This is a genomic window from Treponema sp. R6D11, assembly GCF_054786075.1.
The window spans coordinates 1-20,773 of the sequence record NZ_BDHD01000027.1; the positions used below are offsets into that span (position 1 = coordinate 1).

A 20,773-nucleotide genomic window follows, 5' to 3' on the forward strand; every position below is an offset into this window, starting at 1 on the left:
ACCCAAGGCAGAATTGGAAAACAACAACCTGCGCTTTGTGCCGCCTAATGACCCCGCTCTTTTAACATCCCGCTGGATTGACGAAATGTTCGGAAGCTCATTTTTTATTCTTGTAGGGCTTCAGCGGCAGTACGGCACGGTTTTTGACGCTGATTTTATTAATCGCATAAGCGATTACACGGCGGAAATTGAAGAAATACCCATTGTTAAAAGCGTTACTTCATTAATAAACGCCGAATATATTACGTCAAAAGACGACGCCATTGTAGTAGAAAAACTTTTAAAAAGCGATTTTACAGGCGCTCAGGAAGAAATAACGGAATTAAAACGCCGTCTGCTTTCATGGGATATGTACGAGAGAGCGCTTTATTCAGATGATTTTACGGCAACTCAAATTTTAATTCCGTTGTCAATAAATTCAGAACAGGCAAGCTCAAAACAAACAAGCGAATACTTTATAAAAATAAGGGACATTGCGCATAAAAATTTTGACAGTTGCGCGACAGTCCATGTTACGGGAATGCCCGTAATTATCGCTACAGTAAACGAGGCAATGAACGCCGATCTTAAACTGCTTATTCCTGTAGTAATTCTTGTTGTGCTGTTAATACTGTTTATCTCATTTCGCGCATTTACTCCCGTCGTTCTGCCTCTTATCTCCGTAGTTATTTCGGTAATATGGTCTGTCGGGGCAATGCCTTTGTTTGACATAAAACTTTCAGTTATTTCCACAGTTTTGCCTGTTATCCTTGTGGCGGTGGGGAGCGCTTACGGAATCCATATCGTTACCCATTACCTTTTAAGCCGTGAAATAAATAACGCCGATATAAGCCGCGAGGAACACAGCGCTCTTGTTATCGAAGTAGTAAATAAAATTATAAAACCTGTTTTTCTTGCGGCGTTAACCACTTTTGTAAGTTTTCTTTCATTCTGTTTTACAACTGTAGCGCCGTGCAGGGAGTTCGGCTATTTCGCCAGTTTTGGAGTAGCCGCCGCTTTTATCGTTTCAATTTTACTTATTCCCTCTCTCTTAATCATAAGAGGATCCAAAAAGATTAAAACTGTAAAAGAATCAGATGTGGCAAACAAAGGAGTCAGCGCATTTATAGCGGACAATCTTACTATACTGGCAATCAGAAAAAAGACGATTTTATTTTTTGCTGTTTTTGCGGTAATTATTTCCCTTTACGGTTTATCAAAATTGATAATTGATAATGTTATGGTTGAATACTTTAAACCGAGTACGGAAATTTACATTGCCGATAAATTTATAAGACAGCAATTCGGCGGCTCAAAAGTTGTAAGTATTGTTGTAAGCGCCGAAAGTACGGAAGCTATTTTACATCCTGACACCCTTGCAGCCATGGACGGGCTTTCTTTTTATTTGCAAAAAAATGTTCTCGGCGTAGGTAAAATAATGGGTTTTACGGATTTGATAAAACGCATTAATCAAGTTTTTAACGCCGATGAAAGTCCCGACGGGCTTCCCGTAACGCCGACTGTCTCAGCCGCAAAAACTTCCGACAGTTTTGGGTTCGGAGATTTTAGTTCTGATGATTTTGGATTTGGTTCTTTTGAATATGATAATACACCCAAACCTGTTGTTAATACTCCCAAAAAAACCAATACGGAAAAAAATAAAGTTTATACGCAAACAGAATTGATAGAACTGTTTGACCGCGCAGGAAGTAAGTCCCGTGCAATGGACGTTAATGAACTTGTTTGGGAGCTAAAAAAGCAGATAAATTACGAAGGCGCTTCTTATTATGAAATACCTATTGACCCAAAACGTTACGGCAAAGAAACAAAGGAAGACATGCAAAGGCTAATAGCGAATTATCTTATTCTGCTTTCCGGTAACATCAGCGAATACGCTAATGATCCGCTTGAACCTACGGCGATAAAGTCCACAGTACAGCTTCGCACTCTTGGAATGGAAGACAGCCACGCTATTTTCCGCAAGATAAGAGAATACGCTGACGCAAACTTTCCAGCGGGAGTAAAATTTACCTTAGGCGGAACAACAATGGTGGAAAGCTCATTAAATGATCAGGTTGTTCAAACTCAGGTTGTTTCGATGTTATTCTCTATCATTTGCGTATTTATAATAGTATCATTGGCAAATAAATCATTAATGGCGGGTATTATCGGGATTATTTCATTATTAAAATCCATAATGATCAATTTTTTCGTTTTGGGGTTTTGCGGAATCAAGCTGAATCTTGGCACTTCGATGGTTGCCGCCGTAGCAGTCGGCATTGGAATTGACTACTCTATTCACTGCATGGAAGCCTACAAGCGGGAATATTTAGCTTTTGGCGGCAAGGGAGATTTTTTGCGCCAGGTGTTTTTCAGCTCTGGAAAAGCCATTATCATCAACGCTTTGTCGGTGGGAGCCGGTTTTGCGGTCTTGGTGCTTTCAAACTTCGTCATGTTAGGCGATCTTGGAATGTTAATCGCTATTACAATGTTTTCAAGTGCGTTTGTAAGTTTAACTGTGCTTCCTGCCTTGCTTTTGTTGATTAAACCTAAGTTTATTTACAAGGAGTAAATATGAAAAAAATAGTTTTATTTGTCATTTTTCTTGGAGCATTATTTTCGCTCTACGCTCAGGACGCTGACTCTATCGTAAGGGTTTCAAGAAACAGGATTAAAGCGGATACTATTTCTACAAGATCAAGAATGGTCATTCAGGCAAAAGACGGTTCAACTACGGAAAGACTTATCGACAATTATTCAAAAGACGGACCGAATGGGGCGCGTAACGTAATTGTTTTTCAACAGCCTGCAAGCGTCGCAGGGAGCCGTTTCCTTACAATGGGAAATAAAAACGCCCCTGATGACCGCTGGATTTTCATGCCTAATCTTGGCAAAGTAAGACGCATTGCATCTTCCGAGGGTTCAGGAAGTTTTATGGGGACTGATTTTTCTTTTGACGATATTTCTTCGACAAGCCGAAGCGCGGATCTTGATACACATACTTTGCTTAGGGAAGAAAATATAGGTATTACCGCCTGTTATGTGATCCAATCAGTGCCTAAAGACAGTTCTTATCAGTATTCTAAAATGATTCAATGGATAGCAAAGGACACGTCTATTGTTATGAAAATAGAACTTTACGATAAAAGAAATACGCTTATTAAAACCGTCGAAATGTCTGGCATTAAGACTATTCAGGATAGACCTACAGTTACCGTTACAAAAATGACAACTCACACCGCCGGAACGTCAACGACTATTACAAATGAGATTGTAAAGTACAACGACCCTGTTCCCGATGGAGTTTTTACAACGGCATATCTTGAAACAGGGAAAGTCAGCAGATAGTTAAGGACAAATTATGTTAAAGAAAATATTTTTATTTACCGCCGTTGTTTTGTTTATAAACGGCATTATTTGGGCGCAGGATTTTGGTTTTGGTTTTGAGGAAGACGAAGAAACGCCTAAATCTTCCGCGTCATTTAAGGCAGGTGGAGAAATTTCCGCAGAGGCGACGCCGTTTTTTTACAACTTTAACGATGATTACCCGTTTGTCGATTCATCATGGAATGTAAAACTTGATTTGGCGTTTACAAGTCCTTATATCGATATTTATTCATCTTCTAATTTTAATTCGGATTCCATAAATGAATTGTGGTCAAGAAACCCCGACTTAAAAGAAAAAAATCACACTCCGCTGATTATTGACGAGGCTTATTTACGGGCATATATCGGAGCTGTAAATATTGAAGCAGGCTACCGTAAATTGACATGGGGAAAAGTTGACAGTAACGGTCCGTTAGATGTAATTAACCCGATTGATTATACAGACCTTATAAATATTACAGAAATAAAAGAAAGAAAAATAGCACGCCCGATGCTTCACATAACATTAAACACTGGCAGTTTTTCAAAATTGGAAGGAGTATTTATTCCCAATTTTACGCCGCACCGTTTTGCTTCCCAAGGACGCTGGATGCCGTCGCAATACTCAAATATGACGGAAGCAACAGGGAAAGAAATATATAACAGGTTAATTTATGCTGTTTCAGGAAATCCTCTTGGAGTAGGCATGATAAATAATATGTTTGCTTCCGGTTTACCGGATTATTCATTTGAATTTCCCGATACGTCTGGCATTGAATATTTTCAAGCAGGGCTTCGTTTTACAACTACTGTAAATTCAACAGATTTAGGCTTTCAATATTTTTATGGTAATCAATTCAGACCTAATTACTGCCTGTCAAATGACGGTATAAACGCTTTTGTTGTTGATGTTGTTACTAAAAATATGATGAGTCCTGGCAGTAATTATACAGGCGATTTATCTTTAATAGCCCCAAAAATAAACTATACCCGTTATCATCAAATTGGAGCTGATTACGCCCGTGTTCTTTTTGACTTTAATCTTCGGGCGGAAGCCGCAATTAATATAACCGAAGATATACATGGCGATGACGGCTCTCTTCAAAATCCGTTTGTCGCATGGGCGTTTGGTTTTGACAGAAATCTTTTTTGGGGTATTAATTTTAACGCGCAATGCAATGAAACTATCCGCCTGTTAAACGGCAATGTAGGAGATAACCCCGTATTAGATTCAGAAGCCGGAACGGATATAACTTCTACCCGTATAAGCGCCCGTTTAACCAAAAGTTTTTTAAGGGATAAACTTGAAAGCGGAATAACATGTATATGGGACATAGAAGATTCCGATTGTTATTTGATTCCTTCCCTTACATGGACACAGGGCAATTTAACGGCAAAAATAGCCGCAGGAGTTTTTAAAGGAAATAAAGATGGGGAACTTGGTCAATATTGGGAAAACAGCTTTATCAAAATTGGTCTGTCTATCGTATTTTAATTTTTTCTTTATTAAGATATAATATTCTTATGAACATATTAATTATAGGCGGCGCAGGATATATAGGCAGTCATGTAACAAGGGAATTCCTTGACAGAGACTGTAATTGCGTTGTCTACGACAATCTTTCAAACGGACTTCGTGAAAACCTTTTTTCGCAAGCGAAATTTATTCACGGCGATATTCACGATTATCAAGCGCTCCTGTCCGCTATGAAAAGCGTAAAATTTGACGCTCTTATTCATCTGGCAGCGTCCAAAGCGGCAGGCGAATCAATGCTAAACCCTGAAAAATATTCACATAATAACATAGCCGGAACGCTTAATATCTTAAACGCCGCCTGTGAAGCCGGAATTAAAAATATCGTTTTTTCATCAAGCGCCGCAGTTTACGGAGAGCCTCAATATCTTCCCATTGATGAAAAACACCCTACAAACCCTGAAAATTATTACGGGTTTACAAAATTGGAAATTGAACGCTTTTTAAGTTGGTACGATAAATTAAAAAATATCCGTTACGCAAGTCTTCGCTACTTTAACGCCGCAGGCTACGACGTAAAAGGGCGAATAAAAGGACTTGAACAAAATCCTGCGAATCTTCTCCCTGTTATCATGGAAACCGCCTGCGGAATGAGGAAAGAAATGCAAGTTTTTGGCAACGATTACGACACTCCCGACGGTACTTGTATCCGTGATTATATCCATGTAAACGATCTCGCGTCAGGACATTTTATGGCTCTTGAACACATTTTTAAAAATAATAAAAGCATTACAGTTAATCTTGGAAGCGAAAAAGGTTTTTCCGTAACAGAGGTGCTTGAAACGGCGCGCAAAGTAACAGGAAAACCGATACCCGCAAAAATCACAGATCGCCGTCCTGGAGACCCGGCAAAACTTACGGCTTCCGCGTCTCTTGCGCGAGAATTATTCGGTTGGCAGGCGCGTTACTCTGATATAGAAACGCTAATAAAAACAAGTTGGGGCGCATATTCAAAATGAAAGAAAAAATATTTTCATATATCAATAATTCTACAGAGTTAGCGGTTGAGCTTGAAACAGAACTTACAAAACGCCAGGCAATTGCGCCTGAATCGGGCGGAGACGGCGAGTTAGAAAAATGCCTTTTTCTTGAGGATTGGCTTAAAGCTCACGGCATAACTCAGCTTGAACGCTTTGACGCTCCCGATGACAGGGTAAAAAGCAAATTGCGCCCGAACTTAATAGCGACAATTAACGGCAGCGATGAAAACAAAGGAAGGCTCTGGATTTTAAGCCACCTTGACGTTGTTCCGCCCGGAGAAAAAAAATTATGGAATAGCGATCCTTGGACTGTCATTCGCAAAGATGACTCACTTGGATCAAGAGTTATCGGGCGGGGGGTGGAAGATAATCAACAGGGGCTTGTGTCTTCGGTTCTTACCGCTTTGGCTTTTACAAGTCAGGGGTTAAAGCCTTCCCGAACTATAAAACTTTTATTCGCGGCTGACGAAGAAGTGGGGTCATTAGGCGGCACAAAGCGCAGGTTGTTGTTTTCCAATTCTGCCTTGGGTAATTGAAGACAGAAAAAAATAGTAATAATAATGATAATAGCTGTAATTATCCACGGATATTTTAATATTTTTTGCATGATTTCCTATTTTCTAAAAATTACAACAAAAAAGAAATATTGTCAAGTTTATTAAAGTTCTGCGGAAACGGCTTCCCATTCGCGGGTTTTTACTTCGATATTTGCTATACATTCATCTAATTTTATTTTAACCGCCTTTGCTTTTTCTCCGTTTGAATAAACATCAGGGCGGGCAAGTTCTTCTTCAAGTTTTGCTTTTTCTTTTTCAAATTCTTCCAGCGTTTTAATAATTTCCGCCTCTTGTCTTTCCAACCTGCGTACTTGCGCCTGTTTCTGTTTGTCCAAAGCCCTTTTTTCAATGTTTGAAATATTTTGCGGTTTATTATCAGAAAAACTTTTAACTTTTGACGTTTGTTGAGATTCAGTTTCTCTATGCCCCGCGTTTGACTTAGAATCCAGATAATAAGCATAATTGCCGTAAAATAATTTTGCTTTTGCCGGATTATTGTCCGTCCCCGGCATAAGCTCCAGCGTCTTTGTAGACAGCTCTTCCATAAAAGCTCTGTCATGCGAGACAAAAATAATAGTTCCAGAGAATTTCTTTAAAGCATCCAGTAAAATATCTTTCGAGTACAAATCAAGATGGTTTGTCGGCTCGTCAAGAATAAGCAGATTCATCGGTTTTAAAAACATTTTTAACAGGGCAAGACGGCTTTTTTCTCCTCCGCTTAATACTGATACGCTCTTGTAAACATCGTCCCCCCTGAATAAAAAAGCGCCCAACATATCGCGTAATTTTGGTACAAGGGAAAAAGGCGCTTCTTCTTCCATAAACTCAAGTATGGACAAATTAGAGTCCATCGCCTCCGCCGCGTCCTGTGAGAAGTACCCCGTCTTTATTCCTGTTCCAAGTTTTACGTTACCTGTAAATTCATTATCCGCGCCCGCGATTATCCGCAATAGGGTAGTTTTACCCGCTCCGTTAGGTCCGGCAACTACAAGCCGCTCCCCTGAGTCAAGGCACAAGTCAAGCGCGGACAGGACGGGGTGTTTTCCATAACTTTTGCCGATTCCTTCCAGAGTAAGGGCTACATTAGGCGAATGCGGCGGAGGCGGAAAACTAATGTCAATTTTTTTAAAGGATTCAGGTATTTCAACGCGCTCCATTTTTTCAAGACGTTTTATCAATTCTTGGGCGAATGCGGCTTTGCTTGCCTTGTAACGGAAACGGCGGATAAGAGCTTCCGTCTTTTCAATTTCTTCCTGTTGTTCGTTATAACGCTTTAAGAGTGTCGCAAGTTCTGTTTTGCGTGTTTTTTCGTATGCGCTGTAATTTCCCGCATATCTTTTTAGCTCTCCGTTATAAAGCTCATAAACTTCATTTACGCAGGTATCAAGAAAATATCTGTCATGTGAAACTAAAAGATACCCGCCCTTAAAATCATTCAGCCAATTTTCAAGCCACGATCTTGCTTCTATGTCAAGATAATTTGTAGGTTCGTCTAAAAGCAAAATATCAGGTTTTTCCAAAAGTACTTTTGCAAGCGCTATACGCATCTGCCAACCGCCCGAAAATTCTCCCGTGTCGCGGTTAATATCTTTGTTGGAAAAACCAAGACCGGAAATAACCGCCGCTATTTCGCCTTCGCGTCTGTAGTAGCCTGTTTCTTCTATTCGCTCTTGCAAATTGTGGTGTTCTTCTATCAAGTTTTGAGTAGCAGAGTCATTGTTATTAGAATGTTCAAGCAACTCTCCTGTTTTTTCCATTTTTTCAGGTAGTTAGTCGACAAAGCCAAACGTAGATACGACATCATCCCGAAGTGTCTTTCCATGATGTTCTATTCCCGACTGCGGCAAATAAGAGATACGGGTGTCTTTTTGTACGGCGCGGTCTCCTGAATCGGCGTTAATTTTTCCGGCGATAATTTTCATTAATGTGGATTTACCGCAGCCGTTTGCGCCTGTTAAGCATGATTTTGAACCTTCCGCAAGGCGTAGAGAAACATCTTTTAGTATGTCTCTGTCGCCAAAACTAAGGCTAATGCGGGAAAATTGAACAAACGCCATTTTTAATGAGGAGTGTCCTTAAAGAAATATAAAACAACAGGTGACGACGCTCTTCGTATAACGGTAGTATTTTCTATGCCGTAATCGGGAACAACTTCAAGGCGCAACCCTTGATTATCAAGAGCGTATAAGAAATAAATAGTGTTATTCTGTCTGGTATCCGTAAAACGTAAAGTAAAAGCGCCATTGTATTTTTCTTCAAAAGAAGACGGAATATAAAGATCCATACTAATTCGTCCGCCGCCTTTAGTTTCCGCAGAAATAATTTGAGGAACAAGAAGATCGTATCCTGTCCATGTAAAATCTCCGGTCTGTAAAAGTGTAATGGTTCCGTAATTATTGCTTGAAAAAACAGGTCCTTGGTTATAAATTGTTAAAAACTGAGTTTCACGGCGCGCGTTTTCCTGAATTATAAGATCGTCTACTTTGGCGGAAAGGGCGGAAAACAAAAGAGTGCGCCTTATACCTGAGTTTTCCGTAAATTGTACGGACAGCGTGTTATTTGTTTTTAACGCCATTATAAGATTTGTTCCCTCAAAATTCCAACTTCTTTCGCCTTCGGAGATTATTCTTTGGTATGTAAATTGTCTTTCCAAATCAGGCAGAATAATTCTCGCGACGCCTGTGTCCTGCCCTGGATCAAAGCGGTAATTTTTTTCCAGCTCTTGAATATCTATTCGCCCTGAATTAATCATTTGAGAATAAATTTCAGAAGACCATATTTTTGACAAAACCATATCAAGATCTGGATCAGGATTATTTTTTTGAACGGAAGCGGTATATTGAACAGAGCCTTCGTTCTGGGTAAATAATTTTAATCTAAAAGAAAAACAATAACCTATAGCGCCGTCATTTGTCAGTACCTTGTACCATTCACCGGGTAAAGGATCGCCTGTCGTGCTTATGGGGGGAATGCCTTTCGCTACGCCTAGAACTTTGACAACCTCTCCCAGTCGCAGCCGATACACGCGCTTGGAGTTATTGTCGGTTGAAGAGCGGATAGGAAGTCCGTCCTGTAAATTTTCAGCGTAGAGGGTCGCGTATGGCGCAAAATTTTCAGCCCATTTTTCTGCTTTTCGTTTACTTCCGATAAATTCAAGCTGGGTAAGGGGAATTTCTTTTTTGTTGCCTTTGTATGTTCCAGCTTTTTCAGGAATTCCCACAACCCATATTTTTTCGATGTTTGATTTTATGTAAACAGGCAAAACAGAGCCTGAATCAACCGGCGGCTCGTCAATAGACCAAAGTAAAACTCCGTAACCCAGCTTTGAACAAGAAGATAACGCCAGTATTAAAAAAAGAGAAAATAAAAATAATAAACGGTTTAATTTATTCAACTACTGCAATAATATCAGCCATTCTTAAAATCAGGTGTTCTTCACCGTCAATTTTAATCTGGGTTCCGGCATATTTGTCGTACATTACCTTATCGCCGTTTTTAACAGTGATTTTCTCTTTTTCCGTGCCAGGTCCAACCGCCGTAACAGTTCCCTGTTGGGTTTTTTCCTGTGCTGTATCGGGAATAATGATACCCCCTGCTGTTTTTGCCTCATTTTTCTCAAGTTTGACCATGACGCGGTCGCCTAAGGGAATAACTTTCATATTTTTCCTCCGTATTAAAAGTATTTGTGTTTTCTATCATACAAAAAACAAGTTTTATGGTCAATATATACTTTTCTCTAATTCCATCTGGGCGGTCAGATTATCTGGGTCAAATTCAAGAGCGAATAAAAGCGCCCTCCGCGCGTCCCCCGGCTTTTTTTGGGCTGTAAAACACCTGGCGATGTGAATTTGCACATTGGCGGCGGCTTTGTTTTTTTGCGCGCTTAACGATTGCAATTTTGCCGCCGCCAATTCGTATTGTTCCATAGCGCGCCCAAAAGAGCGCATTGATTCTAAAATTCTTCCGTAATTCGCAAAAACATACCAATCCTGATCTTGCAAAATCATCGGACGCAGAAGCTCTTGCGCCTGATCAAGTTGTCCTTCGAGCATAAAATTTATAGCTCTGTAAATATCAACCCAGTCTCCGTTAAACTGAAGCTGTTCCATGCGATTAAGAAGAATCAACGCCTCATTATAATCACGCTGGAAAAAGAAATACCAACAAGCCCATTTGTAAAGCTCGGTGTTTTTTTCATGACGATCCAAAAGAAGCCATGTTTGCGCGGCTTGAAGCCCCGGATTATGCTCCTGCGAAAGACGCTTGCAAATTTCAAGATCTATATACGGGTAATCCTGAGGTGAAAAATTTATCGTGCCTCTTAATAACGCAAGCGCCTTTGAATATTCAAGAAAGCGGCTGTAGCGTATAAGTCCAAATTGACGGCTGTCTGAATTTGATACTGTTTTTAAGTTTACAAGAGTATCAAGATACTCAGCCGCCGTATCGCTGTTATTTGAAGTTACGGCAAGGTTGTAAAGGCTTGTTTCATCGGGTAGTTTTGCGAGCAGAGTCCAGATTGATATTGCGCTGTCAGGGAAACCTCCAAGATACAGAGCATCCGCCTGACGCCCCATCGCTTCATTTGTATTTAGCATGGAAAAAAGCTCCGCGCTTCGCAGAATATCTCCAAAGTCATAATTGTATTCCGCGGCAAAACGCACGGCATCAAGCGAGGGCTTTCCATTTACTAGCGTTTGTATTTCAGCAGAAGCTCCGTGGTAATCGCCGCGAAGGACTTTTAAGAGAGACAAATTGACGGTGACGGATTCCGTTCCGTCGGAAAATATATCATCGGGCAGGGCTTGTGCTTTTTGCGGAGAATTAAGGTCTCCAAGCAGGGCATGAAAAGAAAGACGCAATATGTTAAAAGAGGGGTCTGTTATAAAAGGAAGCCAATCCCTAAGTTTAGCTTCCATTTCTTTGTTGACAGGTGAATTTTTTACAAGAGCCGCGGAAGCGATAGCGATAATAGGTTGGGCGTGCGGATATGCTTTTAACGCGTTATGTATGGAAGATCGGTAATTTTCCATAGAAGGCAAATGCTCTTTTGCCAGAAATCTTCTGCGTTTAAGGAGTGAAAGCCACGATTCAACGCTGATTGCTTTTTTTTCAAGTTTGTCAAGCTCATGGTGAAGACGGTCATATTCTCTTTGCGTTCCGTAAATTTCAACCGCAAGTAAATCATATTCCCGCATAATATTTGCAAAACTATCCTGCTTGCGGAAATTTTTCCAAATGCTTCTTTCGCCAAAATAAATAACAATAAGCGCGCCGCAAATTAAAATTAAAAGTATCAAGCCCGCAAGCAGAGTAACTCGTAATCTATTTTGACCTTTGTTTCCGCTCATAATGTTTTCTGGGGTAATGGAGCTTGTTGCAGCGTTATACGAATACTGTCAAGAACGCCATTAACAAATTTGTAAGAATCATTTGCGCCATATTCCACGCAAATGCCGATTGCCTCGTCTATAACTATGGAGGGGGATATATCATTTTGAAACATTAATGTATAAACCGATATTCTTAAAATAGCAAGGTCTACGCGGTTAAGGCGCGAAATATCCCAATTTTGCAGGTGTTTTTTTATCATGTCGTCGATAGCTTCGATATTCTCGATTGCGCCGGCTATTATCATTCTGGAAAAAACAGCCATTCCCTCGTCAAGATTTTTTAATTTTTCTTCGTCAAGCCATGCGAAACTTATAAGTTCTTCTACGGGGACTTTGTTAGATTCCCAGAAATAGAGGGCTTGAAATGCCAAAATTCGGCTCTTCCGCCTGGATGCCATTTTTTTTACCAGTTTATATTGTTTTCAAATACTGTGAATGTTTTGCCGGATCTTAAATCCTTTACAATTTCTTCGCTTGCCTGTTTTAAAACGGCTTGTTGTCTTTGATTTAAAAGTCCCTGCCCTATATAATCCCTAACAGTTATTCTTGTTCCAAATTGTAAAACATCAGATAACTCAAGCTGTTTACTGGCATAATTTTCAGTTACCTTGATAATTTGATAACCTTGCTGACCTTCAATTAACTTTGATACTTGCCCCTGTTTTAAACTGAAAGCGGTATCCATAAACGTCTGACCTACAAGGTTTCTGGCTTCCTGATTTCTGGGAAGGTAACCTGCGTCTCCGGCTTGATAACCTGAATTTGGAGCGACGCTTCGTTGGGCGACTTCGTCAAATTTCGCAGGGTCATTGTTAATCTCTTTAACCAATGATTCAGCAAGCGTTTTTGCTTTTGCTCTTGATGCAGCGTCAGAACCATAAGCGACTTGTATCATGCTGCAACGTATTGTTTCGGGACGCGTAAGCTCCCCTTTTAAGAGAGTATACTCATTCTGTATATCTTGATCTGTCGGCATTTTAACGGAATTGATAAGATCTCCTTTTTTTGCCATAAGATATTTTTGAACAATCAATTGTCTGCGAAGTTGTTCTTTAAAGGGGGCTACCTCAAGACCGCTTTCATTCATGACAGCCTGCGCAAATTCCGCATCTGTAGGTTTACGTCCAAGCTGTTGAGCCAGCACATTTTTAAGTTGATCCATTTGCTGGTTTATTTCGTTTTCAGTAACCATTATCCTGTCGCGCTCGGCGGCTTGAATAACAAGTCTTTCATTGATTATTACATCAAGTACCTGAAGCCGTTCAGACTTTGATAATGGTTTCCCCGACGCTTTTTCCATACGCTGTACTTCTGTGCGAAGTTGACCAACTGTAATAGCCTCGGTTTTTGTCAAATTTACTGTCGCCGCGGACTGTAAATTTGATTGAGCAAAACAAGGCAGGACGATAAAAAGTCCTAATAATAAAAATATAATCCGTTTCATAATTATCCTTATAAGTTAATATATCATAAATATAAACAAATAGTAAACAAGAAGGTTATGCTAAAACAGCCCGAATTCTTCTTACTCCGGCTGAAGAAGACTGTTCTTTTTGAATGGTAAATTTCCCCAAAATGCCTATTTTTTCCACGTGGGGACCGCCACAAACTTCCTTTGAAAAGAAATCGGTCGTAGAATTGCCGATAGTGTAGACTTTTACCTGCGTTTCGTACTTTTCCCCAAAAAGGGCGATAGCTCCTTTCGCTTTTGCGTCTTCAAGTGCCATTGTTTCCATAAAAACAGGGTAATCCTTTTCTATCTGCTCATTGACAATATCCTGCACTTTTTTAACCTGTTCCGCCGTCATGGGCGAATCATGGGCAAAGTCGAATCGCAGACGCTCCGCCGTGATATTGCTCCCCTTTTGGGCGACATGATCCCCAAGTACCGCCCTTAACGCCTTGTGCAGAAGGTGGGTCGCCGTGTGGTATTTAACCGCCATCTCGCCCTGATCTCCAAGCCCGCCCTTAAAAGAACCACTCTGGGAACGGGATAATTCCTGATGTTTCTGGAAAGCCTCGTCAAATTCTTCCTTGTTTACCTTCATTCCCGACTCGGCGGCAAGCTCTTCCGTAAGCTCTATTGGAAAGCCGTAAGTATCGTAAAGTTTAAAGGCAAGCCGCCCCGACATGATTTTTCGAGGGTCTTTAAGCAAATTGGGAAGCAATTTTTCAAACTCATGCTCGCCCTTTTGCAGGGTCTCCAAAAATTTAGCCTCTTCCTTGTCAAGTTCGCTAATTATAAAATTGCGGTTTTGTTCAAGTTCCGGATAAGCGCCTTTAAGCTGTTCCACAACAACCTGTGCGATAGGGGAAAGACTGAACTTTTCGCTGTTAAGTTTTCGCCCGTGACGGACGGCGCGCCGTATAAGCCTGCGAAGCACATAACCCGCTCCCACATTTGAAGGGCTTACCGCTTTTGGGTCTCCCAAAATAAAAGTTGCGGAGCGCACATGATCCGCTATAATCCGTATTGAATAATCTTTATCGTTATCCTGTCCGTACTTGCAACCGCTTGACGCCTTTTCAATCGCCGCTATAACAGGCGCGAAAATACCGGTATCGTAAACGCTTTTTTTCCCGTTAAGGACAGTTACAGTCCTTTCTATGCCCATTCCCGTATCTACGCATTTTCGCTCAAGCGGCTCGTAAGCGCCTGAGGCGTTTTTGTTGTACTGCATAAAAACATCGTTCCATATTTCCAGCCATTTCTTGCAGGAACAGCCCGGTTTGCAATCGGGACTACAGGGCGCGTCGCCTATGTAATAAAACATCTCGGTATCGGGACCGCAAGGACCGGTAGTTCCGGCTGGTCCCCACCAGTTGTCTTCTCTAGGCAAATAGGCAATCCTATTTTCCGGTATTCCTAGCTGTTTCCAAATTGCCGCCGATTCATCGTCTTTTGGAACATCGCCCTCGCCCTTAAAAACAGTCACCCCCAATTTTTCAATGGGAATATTCAGCCACTGAGGTGAAGTGAGAAATTCAAAACTCATTTTGATAGCTTCTTCCTTAAAGTAATCTCCCAAAGACCAGTTGCCGAGCATTTGGAAAAAGGTAAGATGACTCGCGTCTCCCACGCTGTCAATGTCTCCCGTGCGGATACACTTTTGAAAGTTTACAAGCCTTTTGCCGGCAGGGTGTTCCTGCCCCAAAAGATAGGGAACAAGCGGGTGCATACCCGCAGTTGTAAAAAGCACTGTAGGGTCATTTTCCGGCAGGAGCGATTTACCCTGTATCTGAGCGTGCCCCTTGGAAACGAAAAAATTGATATACTTGGAACGTAATTCATCAGCTGTCATGTTGCCAGTTTAGCATAGAAGGCAGGGGAGAGTGAAGTGGGGAGGAAGAATTTTACCGCAAACAGGAGTGAGTTGCGGCAGAAATGAGAATAGTTTTTATGTTTGCGGTTTATTTTAAAAAGCCCTTATTGGACGGACAGAACAATAATAAGTTTTTCCATATGAACCTATGCTTTCAGGAGGAGAATCACAACTGGACACATACAAACAATATGCATTATAAACATCTTGCTGAGACGAACTCCAATAGGAATTGCTTGGTTTAAAACCAATAGAATCTTTGTTTTCCAAAAGTACGCTAATTTCATCTTTACTTGGGAGAAACCAGTCACCTTTTCCACTGCCTTTGTAATCTATGCAGGCTTTTGCGGCAGGAGCAGTAGGATCTATGGAAAGAATAAGCTCTGTATTTTTTTTGCCTGTGCCAATTTTTTCCGATGTGCTTATATTTGGAGGAGCATCGGGAGGTGTTGTTGTTGTTGCCCATGTAAAATTATTATTGCCGTTATCAGTAAGCCAAACACCTGGAGCAACCTCAAGGTAGTAGGCTATAATTCCTACAGTATCATCTTTGTCATGGTAAAAGTTGAAACCCTTCGGATCAACATGAAAAATTTTACCTCCGCCGGGACCGTCATCGCCAATATCATAATACGCCTTATTCATTGTTATTCCAACAGAATTATTTCCCACTTTTACGTTTACATTACCGATTCCTGTTGAATACAGAAAATTTCCTTTATCTGTTATATAGGCTTTTATGTTTATATTCCAGCGTCCTGTAGCGACAAAAAATGTAAATTTCGCATTATCAATTAAATCATCTTCACTAAAACTAAAGGTTTTTTCTATGATTCCTGTCGGTCCATCTAGCGTTAAAATGTATTTCATTGGATACCTAAAGTGAGTTCCACCGTCATCATAATATGGAGGCCATTCTACGGCGCGTCCGTTGCTGTCGCCGCCCAAATTTATGGTTAGGGTTCCTTCGCCGCCTTTCCAGTCGCTAAAACAGCCGATTATTGTCAAAAAAATAAAAACGCTTACAATCGCAATTTTTTTCATAATTTTCTCCATAGTAGAGTAGCCCAGTCAAATTTTCAGTATTTAAAGCTGTTTTGTACAGGCTATTATTATTTTTCCATTTTGTCAATGATAAAAATTATTATCTATTTTTATGCTATAATTCCCCCATGCAGAAACTTTACGAAACAAAAGAAAAACCACAAAGAGCTTTTTTGGTCAGCATACTAAACGGAAACACTAGCGATGAAGCAATGTGCCGCGAGTTTGAAGGACTTGCGACAACTCTTGAACTTGAAATCGCCGCGCATGAAAAAATACGCGTTCGCGAAAAAAGCGCAAAGTTCGGCATGGGGAGCGGGAAAGCGGAAGAGTTGTCTAAAAAAGCCGTGGAAATAGGGGCGGATCTGCTGGTTTTTGACTGGAATCCAAGTCCTTCACAACAGCGAAACTGGGAGGAGCTTTCCAACCTTCCCGTGTTGGACAGGCAAGAGCTTATTATTCGTATTTTTTCGCAAAGAGCCATTACAAGAGAGGCGGAATTACAGGTAAAACTTGCGGAACTTACATATTTTTTGCCAAGATTGACGCACAAGTATATCGATCTTTCACGACAGCGGGGAGGGCGTTACGGAACAAAGGGATCAGGAGAAACCAAACTTGAAACCGACCGCAGAAAAATAGAAATACAAATTAATAAACTTGAAAAAGAAATAGAACAGGTAGGTAAACAGCGTAGGACTCAAAGAAGCATGAGAGAGCGCAACAACTTGCCTGTGTGCGCGATTGTAGGTTATACAAACGCGGGCAAGTCAAGTCTGTTAAATGTGCTTACGGGCGCGGACGTGCTTGCAGAGGACAAACTTTTCTGCACATTGGACGCCGTTACTCGCCGTTTTCAGCCTACGCCGAGTGTAACGGTTCTGCTTACCGATACAGTCGGTTTTATCCGCGATCTTCCTCATTCGCTCATTAAAGCGTTCCGTTCAACTTTGGAAGAAGCGGCGTTAGCTGATGTTCTTATTCATATTTTGGACGCATCGGAACCTGATATCGAAAATAACTATGAAACAACAATGAATGTTTTAACGGAATTATCGCAAAAAAAAGACAAGAACGCAAAAGGGCGTAACAAAAAAAGCACGGAGACTCAAGAAGAAAAACTTTCTCTTGATATTCCGGTTATTACAGTCCTTAACAAAATAGACCGCTTGTCAGGTAACGCGGTAGAGGAATTGCAAAATCGTTTTGACGGAAGCATCGCCGTTTCTATAAAAGAAAAAACAGGATTGGATATATTAAAAAATAAAATAGCGGAAACAGTAAATCAACTAAAGTAAAAAAAAGCCCCGTAATTTACGGGGCTTTCAAAATTATCTCTTGAATGTCCAAACTGGACCGTTCTTTATATAAACTCCGGGAGCTTTTTTATTGCTGATGTAATAATCCTTTAAGCTTTGCTCAAAGGTCGCCAAGTTGTCATCGTGCAAATTCGGCGGTAATGTAACCATAATAAGAGTATTGGGGAAAGTAAGAGGAGCAGATGCCGTATATTTGGCGTTATATCCTCCGATACGCGGAGAGTCCATATTGTTTATTCTGGTTAATCCCGCTAATGATGCCGGTATAACAACGGATTCCATCGGGTTATTTGTAAAAGCTTCGTCGTAAATTTCAACAATGCCGTTTGGAAGGAATAAATTCTTTATCTGGTTTTGATGGAATGCAAAACGACGTATTGAGCGTACAGACGGTTGTAATGATACGTCGGGCAGTTGATTGTTTCTAAAGGCGCTTTCGCCGATAATTTGAACCATTTTACCGAATATCGCTCTTTTAAGTCCGCAGTCCTTAAAAGCTCTTGCTCCGATTTCCGTTACAAGATCTGGAATTACAATTTCCGTAAGCGTTTTATTGCCTTCAAACGCTCCAAGTTCGCTTACTTCTACGCTTCCCTGAGAAAGTCCGCCTTTGATCGCTTTTAAGCCTTTTCCCAACGTAACTTTTTCAAGATTATTGTTGGCAAACGCTCCATAGCCAATCTCGGTAACTGTATCGGGAATAACTACCGATTGTAGTCCGCAGTTTTTAAACGCTTCATTGCCGATAAGCGATAAGGGAACGCCGAATACTTTTAAAGGGATAACTACGTTAAGAATACCAAAATATACTGTGTAGTTGGTTCCGCCGACATTTATTGTTTTACTTGTAGAAGCTTTATATTTGGTAATTGTAATAATGTTGCCTGCTTGCGCGACTTCAAAATCGCTATCCTGTAAAGGTCTGTTAAATTTGACCATTTCTTCTTGTAAAGCCTTCGCTTCATTAATAAGGCGTTGGGTTTCAGTTGCTTCAGCTTTGGTTAAGCCTTCTGCGGCAATTGCAGCTTCGTATTGGGCTATCGCCTCAGGATACTTTCCGCCGATAAGCAGATCATTTGCTTTTTTTACAGTTTGCTGAGCTTGTTCCACTCGTTCCTTGTTACTCTGCGACTGGGCTTGTTGTTGAGCTTGCTGTTCTTTTTCTGAAAGAGCGCTCTGTTCTTGTTGCTCCGTAAGCGCGAGAGCCTTTTGAGCTTCATCTCTGCGGTTCTGTATATTACGGGTATTATATCCGGCGGGAGCATATCTGATTGCCGAATTGTACAGCGTTATCGCTTCTTGAAATTTGCCTTCCTGTTGCAGTTTTTGCGCTTGAGTAAAGGCTTCTTCCATTCTTTTTTGCTTCGCGTCATTTAATAGAGTAGCCGCTGTTTTATTCTTCGGTTCAAGCTTAATTGCCGATTCAAAAGCCGCGACAGCTTCCGCGTAATTTCCCTGTTTAAGTTGGTCTTGCCCCTGAGCTATATAATCTTTGGCTTTTTGCGCGAACGCAGTGCCTAAGACAAGGAAAGAAATAAGAGCCGTTACAATTAGTCGTTTTGCCATATCAAAACTCCTTAAATAAATATTTTTAAACAATTATTAACTTATTATTATAATTTTCATGAATTTTACTGTATATGTCAAGGGGAATTTGAAGCAAAAAGTATAAAATTTTTATGTGAAAAATACGTCCCCATATAGATGTTTTGGTCAAACTATTGCTAAAATATTAAAAATATTATAACATTTATATTTAGGGGGAAATATGGCTGAAGACCTTATGGACAAAGTTTTTTCATTTTTTGCCGGCGAAGGGCTGACAGATGAAAAGCAAAATATGCTCAAAGGCATTGCGAAAGAGTTAAGTCAGAGCAAATACGCTAAATATTTCAGAATTCGGACGGAGGAAACAGATCCTTCATTATTGTCATTCTTATTTTCAGTGTATAAAACCATTTATCCCATCAAATTATTCATGAAAGACGAGCATAAAATGGCGCAATTACGTCATTTTACAGTAGAATCATGCATAGATCCAAATATAAAAGAAACGATAAATAGGCTAGATCCGGCATATTTGGAAGCAAAATTAAAAAGTACCAGCGGAGAGGAAGTAATTGCCGCAATTCAGACAGATATTAATTTGCTGATAAACCAGTTTGACCATAACCATAGAACAACTGTAAACCACCGATATGAGCTGGCTTCAGCCCTAAATCAGCTTGTAAATTACAATTTTCCAGGGTTTTTTAAGAAATTTGACCCTCATTTTGTAGACGGAAGCTTTCTCGTAGAGCCGAAATTCCCCGCCGTAAAGACGATACTTATAATCGACCAAATGGCTGATTTTTTGACCGCTACACAGGCTTTAAGACCTGAAGAAGACTGGGCAGGGCTTTTAAGCATACTTAAAAAGTGCGAAGGGCAAGACCTTGTAGTCCCTGAACAATTTAACAATATGTTAAAAACTCTAAGGGAAATCCATACGTCAAAAATAATTGAGTTAATGCTCCAATATACGCTTAGAAACCCCGTTTGGCAGTTTAAAAACACTGTTTTTGTTGAAACTATCGGCGATGTATGGCTTGAAGCCAAAAAAAACGAAGCCTACGCCTTTATTACAAAGATAAATAACACCAAAAAAGCCGGACAGATAAGCGCGCTTACAAAACAGGTTTTTGAGTCAACCGACTTTGTCAGACTGGAAAATTACAATGTGCCGCTTAGCGAAACATACAGAAAAAGACATCTTGATTATTTTGTCTATGCCGAAGGGCTTAATTATCTAAAAGCATTTATGGACGATTATATCGAGAAAGAAGTTAAGGAATTATGCGATATTCTTCTTATTCGCGGTCAATGGACAAATAATATTATGGCGCGTGAAATGAGCGACGCTTTGCATACGGCAGAGGATACGGCAGGTTCTATAGCCGATCTTGATACGGTTTTGTCAGAAGACGGCGCTGACGGTTCTCGCTTGCGGGCGGCGATGCTCAGGATAGACAGGGACCCGACTCAGGCGCGGTATATAAACAGCATAGTTACAAAAGTTAATGAGCAAGCCATAGAAATAATAAATGAAGCCGTTCAAGCGCTCATTATAGTAGGAAAACATTTAAAAAACCTTATAGAAGATATACAAAAAAAACATCCGGAACTGCTTATAAATTGGAGAGAGATAAATCTGGCTTCTAAAGAGCCAATAAATCAAAGAATGATAAACAGTTTTAAGAAAATTAACTACTTTGTACAATTAATGCACTTATGTACAC

15 protein-coding genes and 1 pseudogene are annotated in these 20,773 nt (G+C 40.5%); 7 read left to right on the top strand and 9 right to left on the bottom strand.

The genetic code is table 11. The features are described 5' to 3' along the window. The 5 genes from ACYVTD_RS04495 to ACYVTD_RS04515 form a co-directional block, all read left to right on the top strand. Positions 1-2,551 (top strand): efflux RND transporter permease subunit (locus ACYVTD_RS04495; protein ID WP_461246593.1); only part of this gene is annotated, 2,551 nt, incomplete at its 5' end. Between the two features lie 2 nt (positions 2,552-2,553). Next, positions 2,554-3,327, top strand: coding sequence for an outer membrane lipoprotein-sorting protein (locus ACYVTD_RS04500; protein ID WP_461246594.1), 774 nt, complete (start codon positions 2,554-2,556; stop codon positions 3,325-3,327). Between the two features lie 13 nt (positions 3,328-3,340). Further along, positions 3,341-4,840: a hypothetical protein gene (locus tag ACYVTD_RS04505; protein WP_461246595.1), complete on the top strand. Its 1,500-nt coding sequence runs from the start codon at positions 3,341-3,343 to the stop codon at positions 4,838-4,840. A 29-nt stretch (positions 4,841-4,869) separates the two neighbouring features. Next, on the top strand, positions 4,870-5,838 hold the full coding sequence (gene galE, locus ACYVTD_RS04510) for a UDP-glucose 4-epimerase GalE (RefSeq protein WP_461246596.1): 969 nt from the start codon (positions 4,870-4,872) through the stop codon (positions 5,836-5,838). Continuing rightward, the gene (locus ACYVTD_RS04515) at positions 5,835-6,395 is read left to right on the top strand and encodes a M20/M25/M40 family metallo-hydrolase (RefSeq protein ID WP_461246597.1); all 561 of its coding nucleotides are present in this window, start codon (positions 5,835-5,837) and stop codon (positions 6,393-6,395) included. The genes galE and ACYVTD_RS04515 overlap by 4 nt, the downstream gene beginning before the upstream one ends. 122 nt (positions 6,396-6,517) lie before the next feature. Here ACYVTD_RS04515 and ACYVTD_RS04520 read toward each other — a convergent pair. The 8 genes and pseudogenes from ACYVTD_RS04520 to ACYVTD_RS04555 form a co-directional block, all read right to left on the bottom strand. Further along, positions 6,518-8,473 (bottom strand): annotated as a pseudogene (locus tag ACYVTD_RS04520) (ABC-F family ATP-binding cassette domain-containing protein). Between the two features lie 2 nt (positions 8,474-8,475). Further along, a complete protein-coding gene (locus ACYVTD_RS04525) occupies positions 8,476-9,810 on the bottom strand; it encodes an SH3 domain-containing protein (RefSeq protein WP_461246598.1) in 1,335 nt (444 codons plus the stop codon). Then, entirely contained in the window at positions 9,803-10,075 is a 273-nt protein-coding gene (locus ACYVTD_RS04530; RefSeq protein ID WP_461246599.1) for a co-chaperone GroES, read from the bottom strand. Before ACYVTD_RS04530 ends, ACYVTD_RS04525 begins: the two co-directional genes overlap by 8 nt. Positions 10,076-10,135: 60 nt before the next feature. Beyond that, the gene (locus ACYVTD_RS04535) at positions 10,136-11,767 is read right to left on the bottom strand and encodes a hypothetical protein (protein WP_461246600.1); all 1,632 of its coding nucleotides are present in this window, start codon (positions 11,765-11,767) and stop codon (positions 10,136-10,138) included. After that, a complete protein-coding gene (gene nusB / locus ACYVTD_RS04540) occupies positions 11,764-12,207 on the bottom strand; it encodes a transcription antitermination factor NusB (RefSeq protein ID WP_461246601.1) in 444 nt (147 codons plus the stop codon). The genes ACYVTD_RS04535 and nusB overlap by 4 nt, the downstream gene beginning before the upstream one ends. A 5-nt stretch (positions 12,208-12,212) precedes the next feature. Beyond that, positions 12,213-13,253: a peptidylprolyl isomerase gene (locus ACYVTD_RS04545; protein ID WP_461246602.1), complete on the bottom strand. Its 1,041-nt coding sequence runs from the start codon at positions 13,251-13,253 to the stop codon at positions 12,213-12,215. A 55-nt stretch (positions 13,254-13,308) separates the two neighbouring features. After that, the gene (locus ACYVTD_RS04550; protein ID WP_461246603.1) at positions 13,309-15,111 is read right to left on the bottom strand and encodes an alanine--tRNA ligase; all 1,803 of its coding nucleotides are present in this window, start codon (positions 15,109-15,111) and stop codon (positions 13,309-13,311) included. Between the two features lie 114 nt (positions 15,112-15,225). Next, positions 15,226-16,176, bottom strand: coding sequence for an Lcl C-terminal domain-containing protein (locus ACYVTD_RS04555; RefSeq protein ID WP_461246604.1), 951 nt, complete (start codon positions 16,174-16,176; stop codon positions 15,226-15,228). A 128-nt stretch (positions 16,177-16,304) separates the two neighbouring features. Here ACYVTD_RS04555 and hflX point away from each other — a divergent pair, with 128 nt between their 5' ends. Next, positions 16,305-17,474: a GTPase HflX gene (hflX, locus tag ACYVTD_RS04560; RefSeq protein WP_461246605.1), complete on the top strand. Its 1,170-nt coding sequence runs from the start codon at positions 16,305-16,307 to the stop codon at positions 17,472-17,474. 33 nt (positions 17,475-17,507) lie between these two features. Here the strand turns inward: hflX and ACYVTD_RS04565 are convergent, their stop codons facing one another. Continuing rightward, positions 17,508-19,061 (bottom strand): leucine-rich repeat protein, encoded by a 1,554-nt coding sequence (locus ACYVTD_RS04565; protein WP_461246606.1) that lies wholly within the window; start codon positions 19,059-19,061, stop codon positions 17,508-17,510. A 202-nt stretch (positions 19,062-19,263) separates the two neighbouring features. On the opposite strand from ACYVTD_RS04565, the gene ACYVTD_RS04570 reads away from it, so the two are divergent. Continuing rightward, positions 19,264-20,773, top strand: a 1,510-nt coding sequence (locus tag ACYVTD_RS04570) for a DUF5312 family protein (protein WP_461246607.1), incomplete at its 3' end; no start/stop codon positions are given.

Bases quoted from the DNA above. Each gene is read 5' to 3' on its own strand.
- nusB (WP_461246601.1), bottom strand. From the start codon at position 12,207: ATGGCATCCAGGCGGAAGAGCCGAATTTTGGCATTTCAAGCCCTCTAT.
- galE (WP_461246596.1), top strand. From the start codon at position 4,870: ATGAACATATTAATTATAGGCGGCGCAGGATATATAGGCAGTCATGTA.
- ACYVTD_RS04565 (WP_461246606.1), bottom strand. From the start codon at position 19,061: ATGGCAAAACGACTAATTGTAACGGCTCTTATTTCTTTCCTTGTCTTA.
- ACYVTD_RS04505 (WP_461246595.1), top strand. From the start codon at position 3,341: ATGTTAAAGAAAATATTTTTATTTACCGCCGTTGTTTTGTTTATAAAC.
- ACYVTD_RS04535 (WP_461246600.1), bottom strand. From the start codon at position 11,767: ATGAGCGGAAACAAAGGTCAAAATAGATTACGAGTTACTCTGCTTGCG.
- hflX (WP_461246605.1), top strand. From the start codon at position 16,305: ATGCAGAAACTTTACGAAACAAAAGAAAAACCACAAAGAGCTTTTTTG.
- ACYVTD_RS04530 (WP_461246599.1), bottom strand. From the start codon at position 10,075: ATGAAAGTTATTCCCTTAGGCGACCGCGTCATGGTCAAACTTGAGAAA.
- ACYVTD_RS04500 (WP_461246594.1), top strand. From the start codon at position 2,554: ATGAAAAAAATAGTTTTATTTGTCATTTTTCTTGGAGCATTATTTTCG.
- ACYVTD_RS04550 (WP_461246603.1), bottom strand. From the start codon at position 15,111: ATGACAGCTGATGAATTACGTTCCAAGTATATCAATTTTTTCGTTTCC.
- ACYVTD_RS04555 (WP_461246604.1), bottom strand. From the start codon at position 16,176: ATGAAAAAAATTGCGATTGTAAGCGTTTTTATTTTTTTGACAATAATC.
- ACYVTD_RS04545 (WP_461246602.1), bottom strand. From the start codon at position 13,253: ATGAAACGGATTATATTTTTATTATTAGGACTTTTTATCGTCCTGCCT.
- ACYVTD_RS04515 (WP_461246597.1), top strand. From the start codon at position 5,835: ATGAAAGAAAAAATATTTTCATATATCAATAATTCTACAGAGTTAGCG.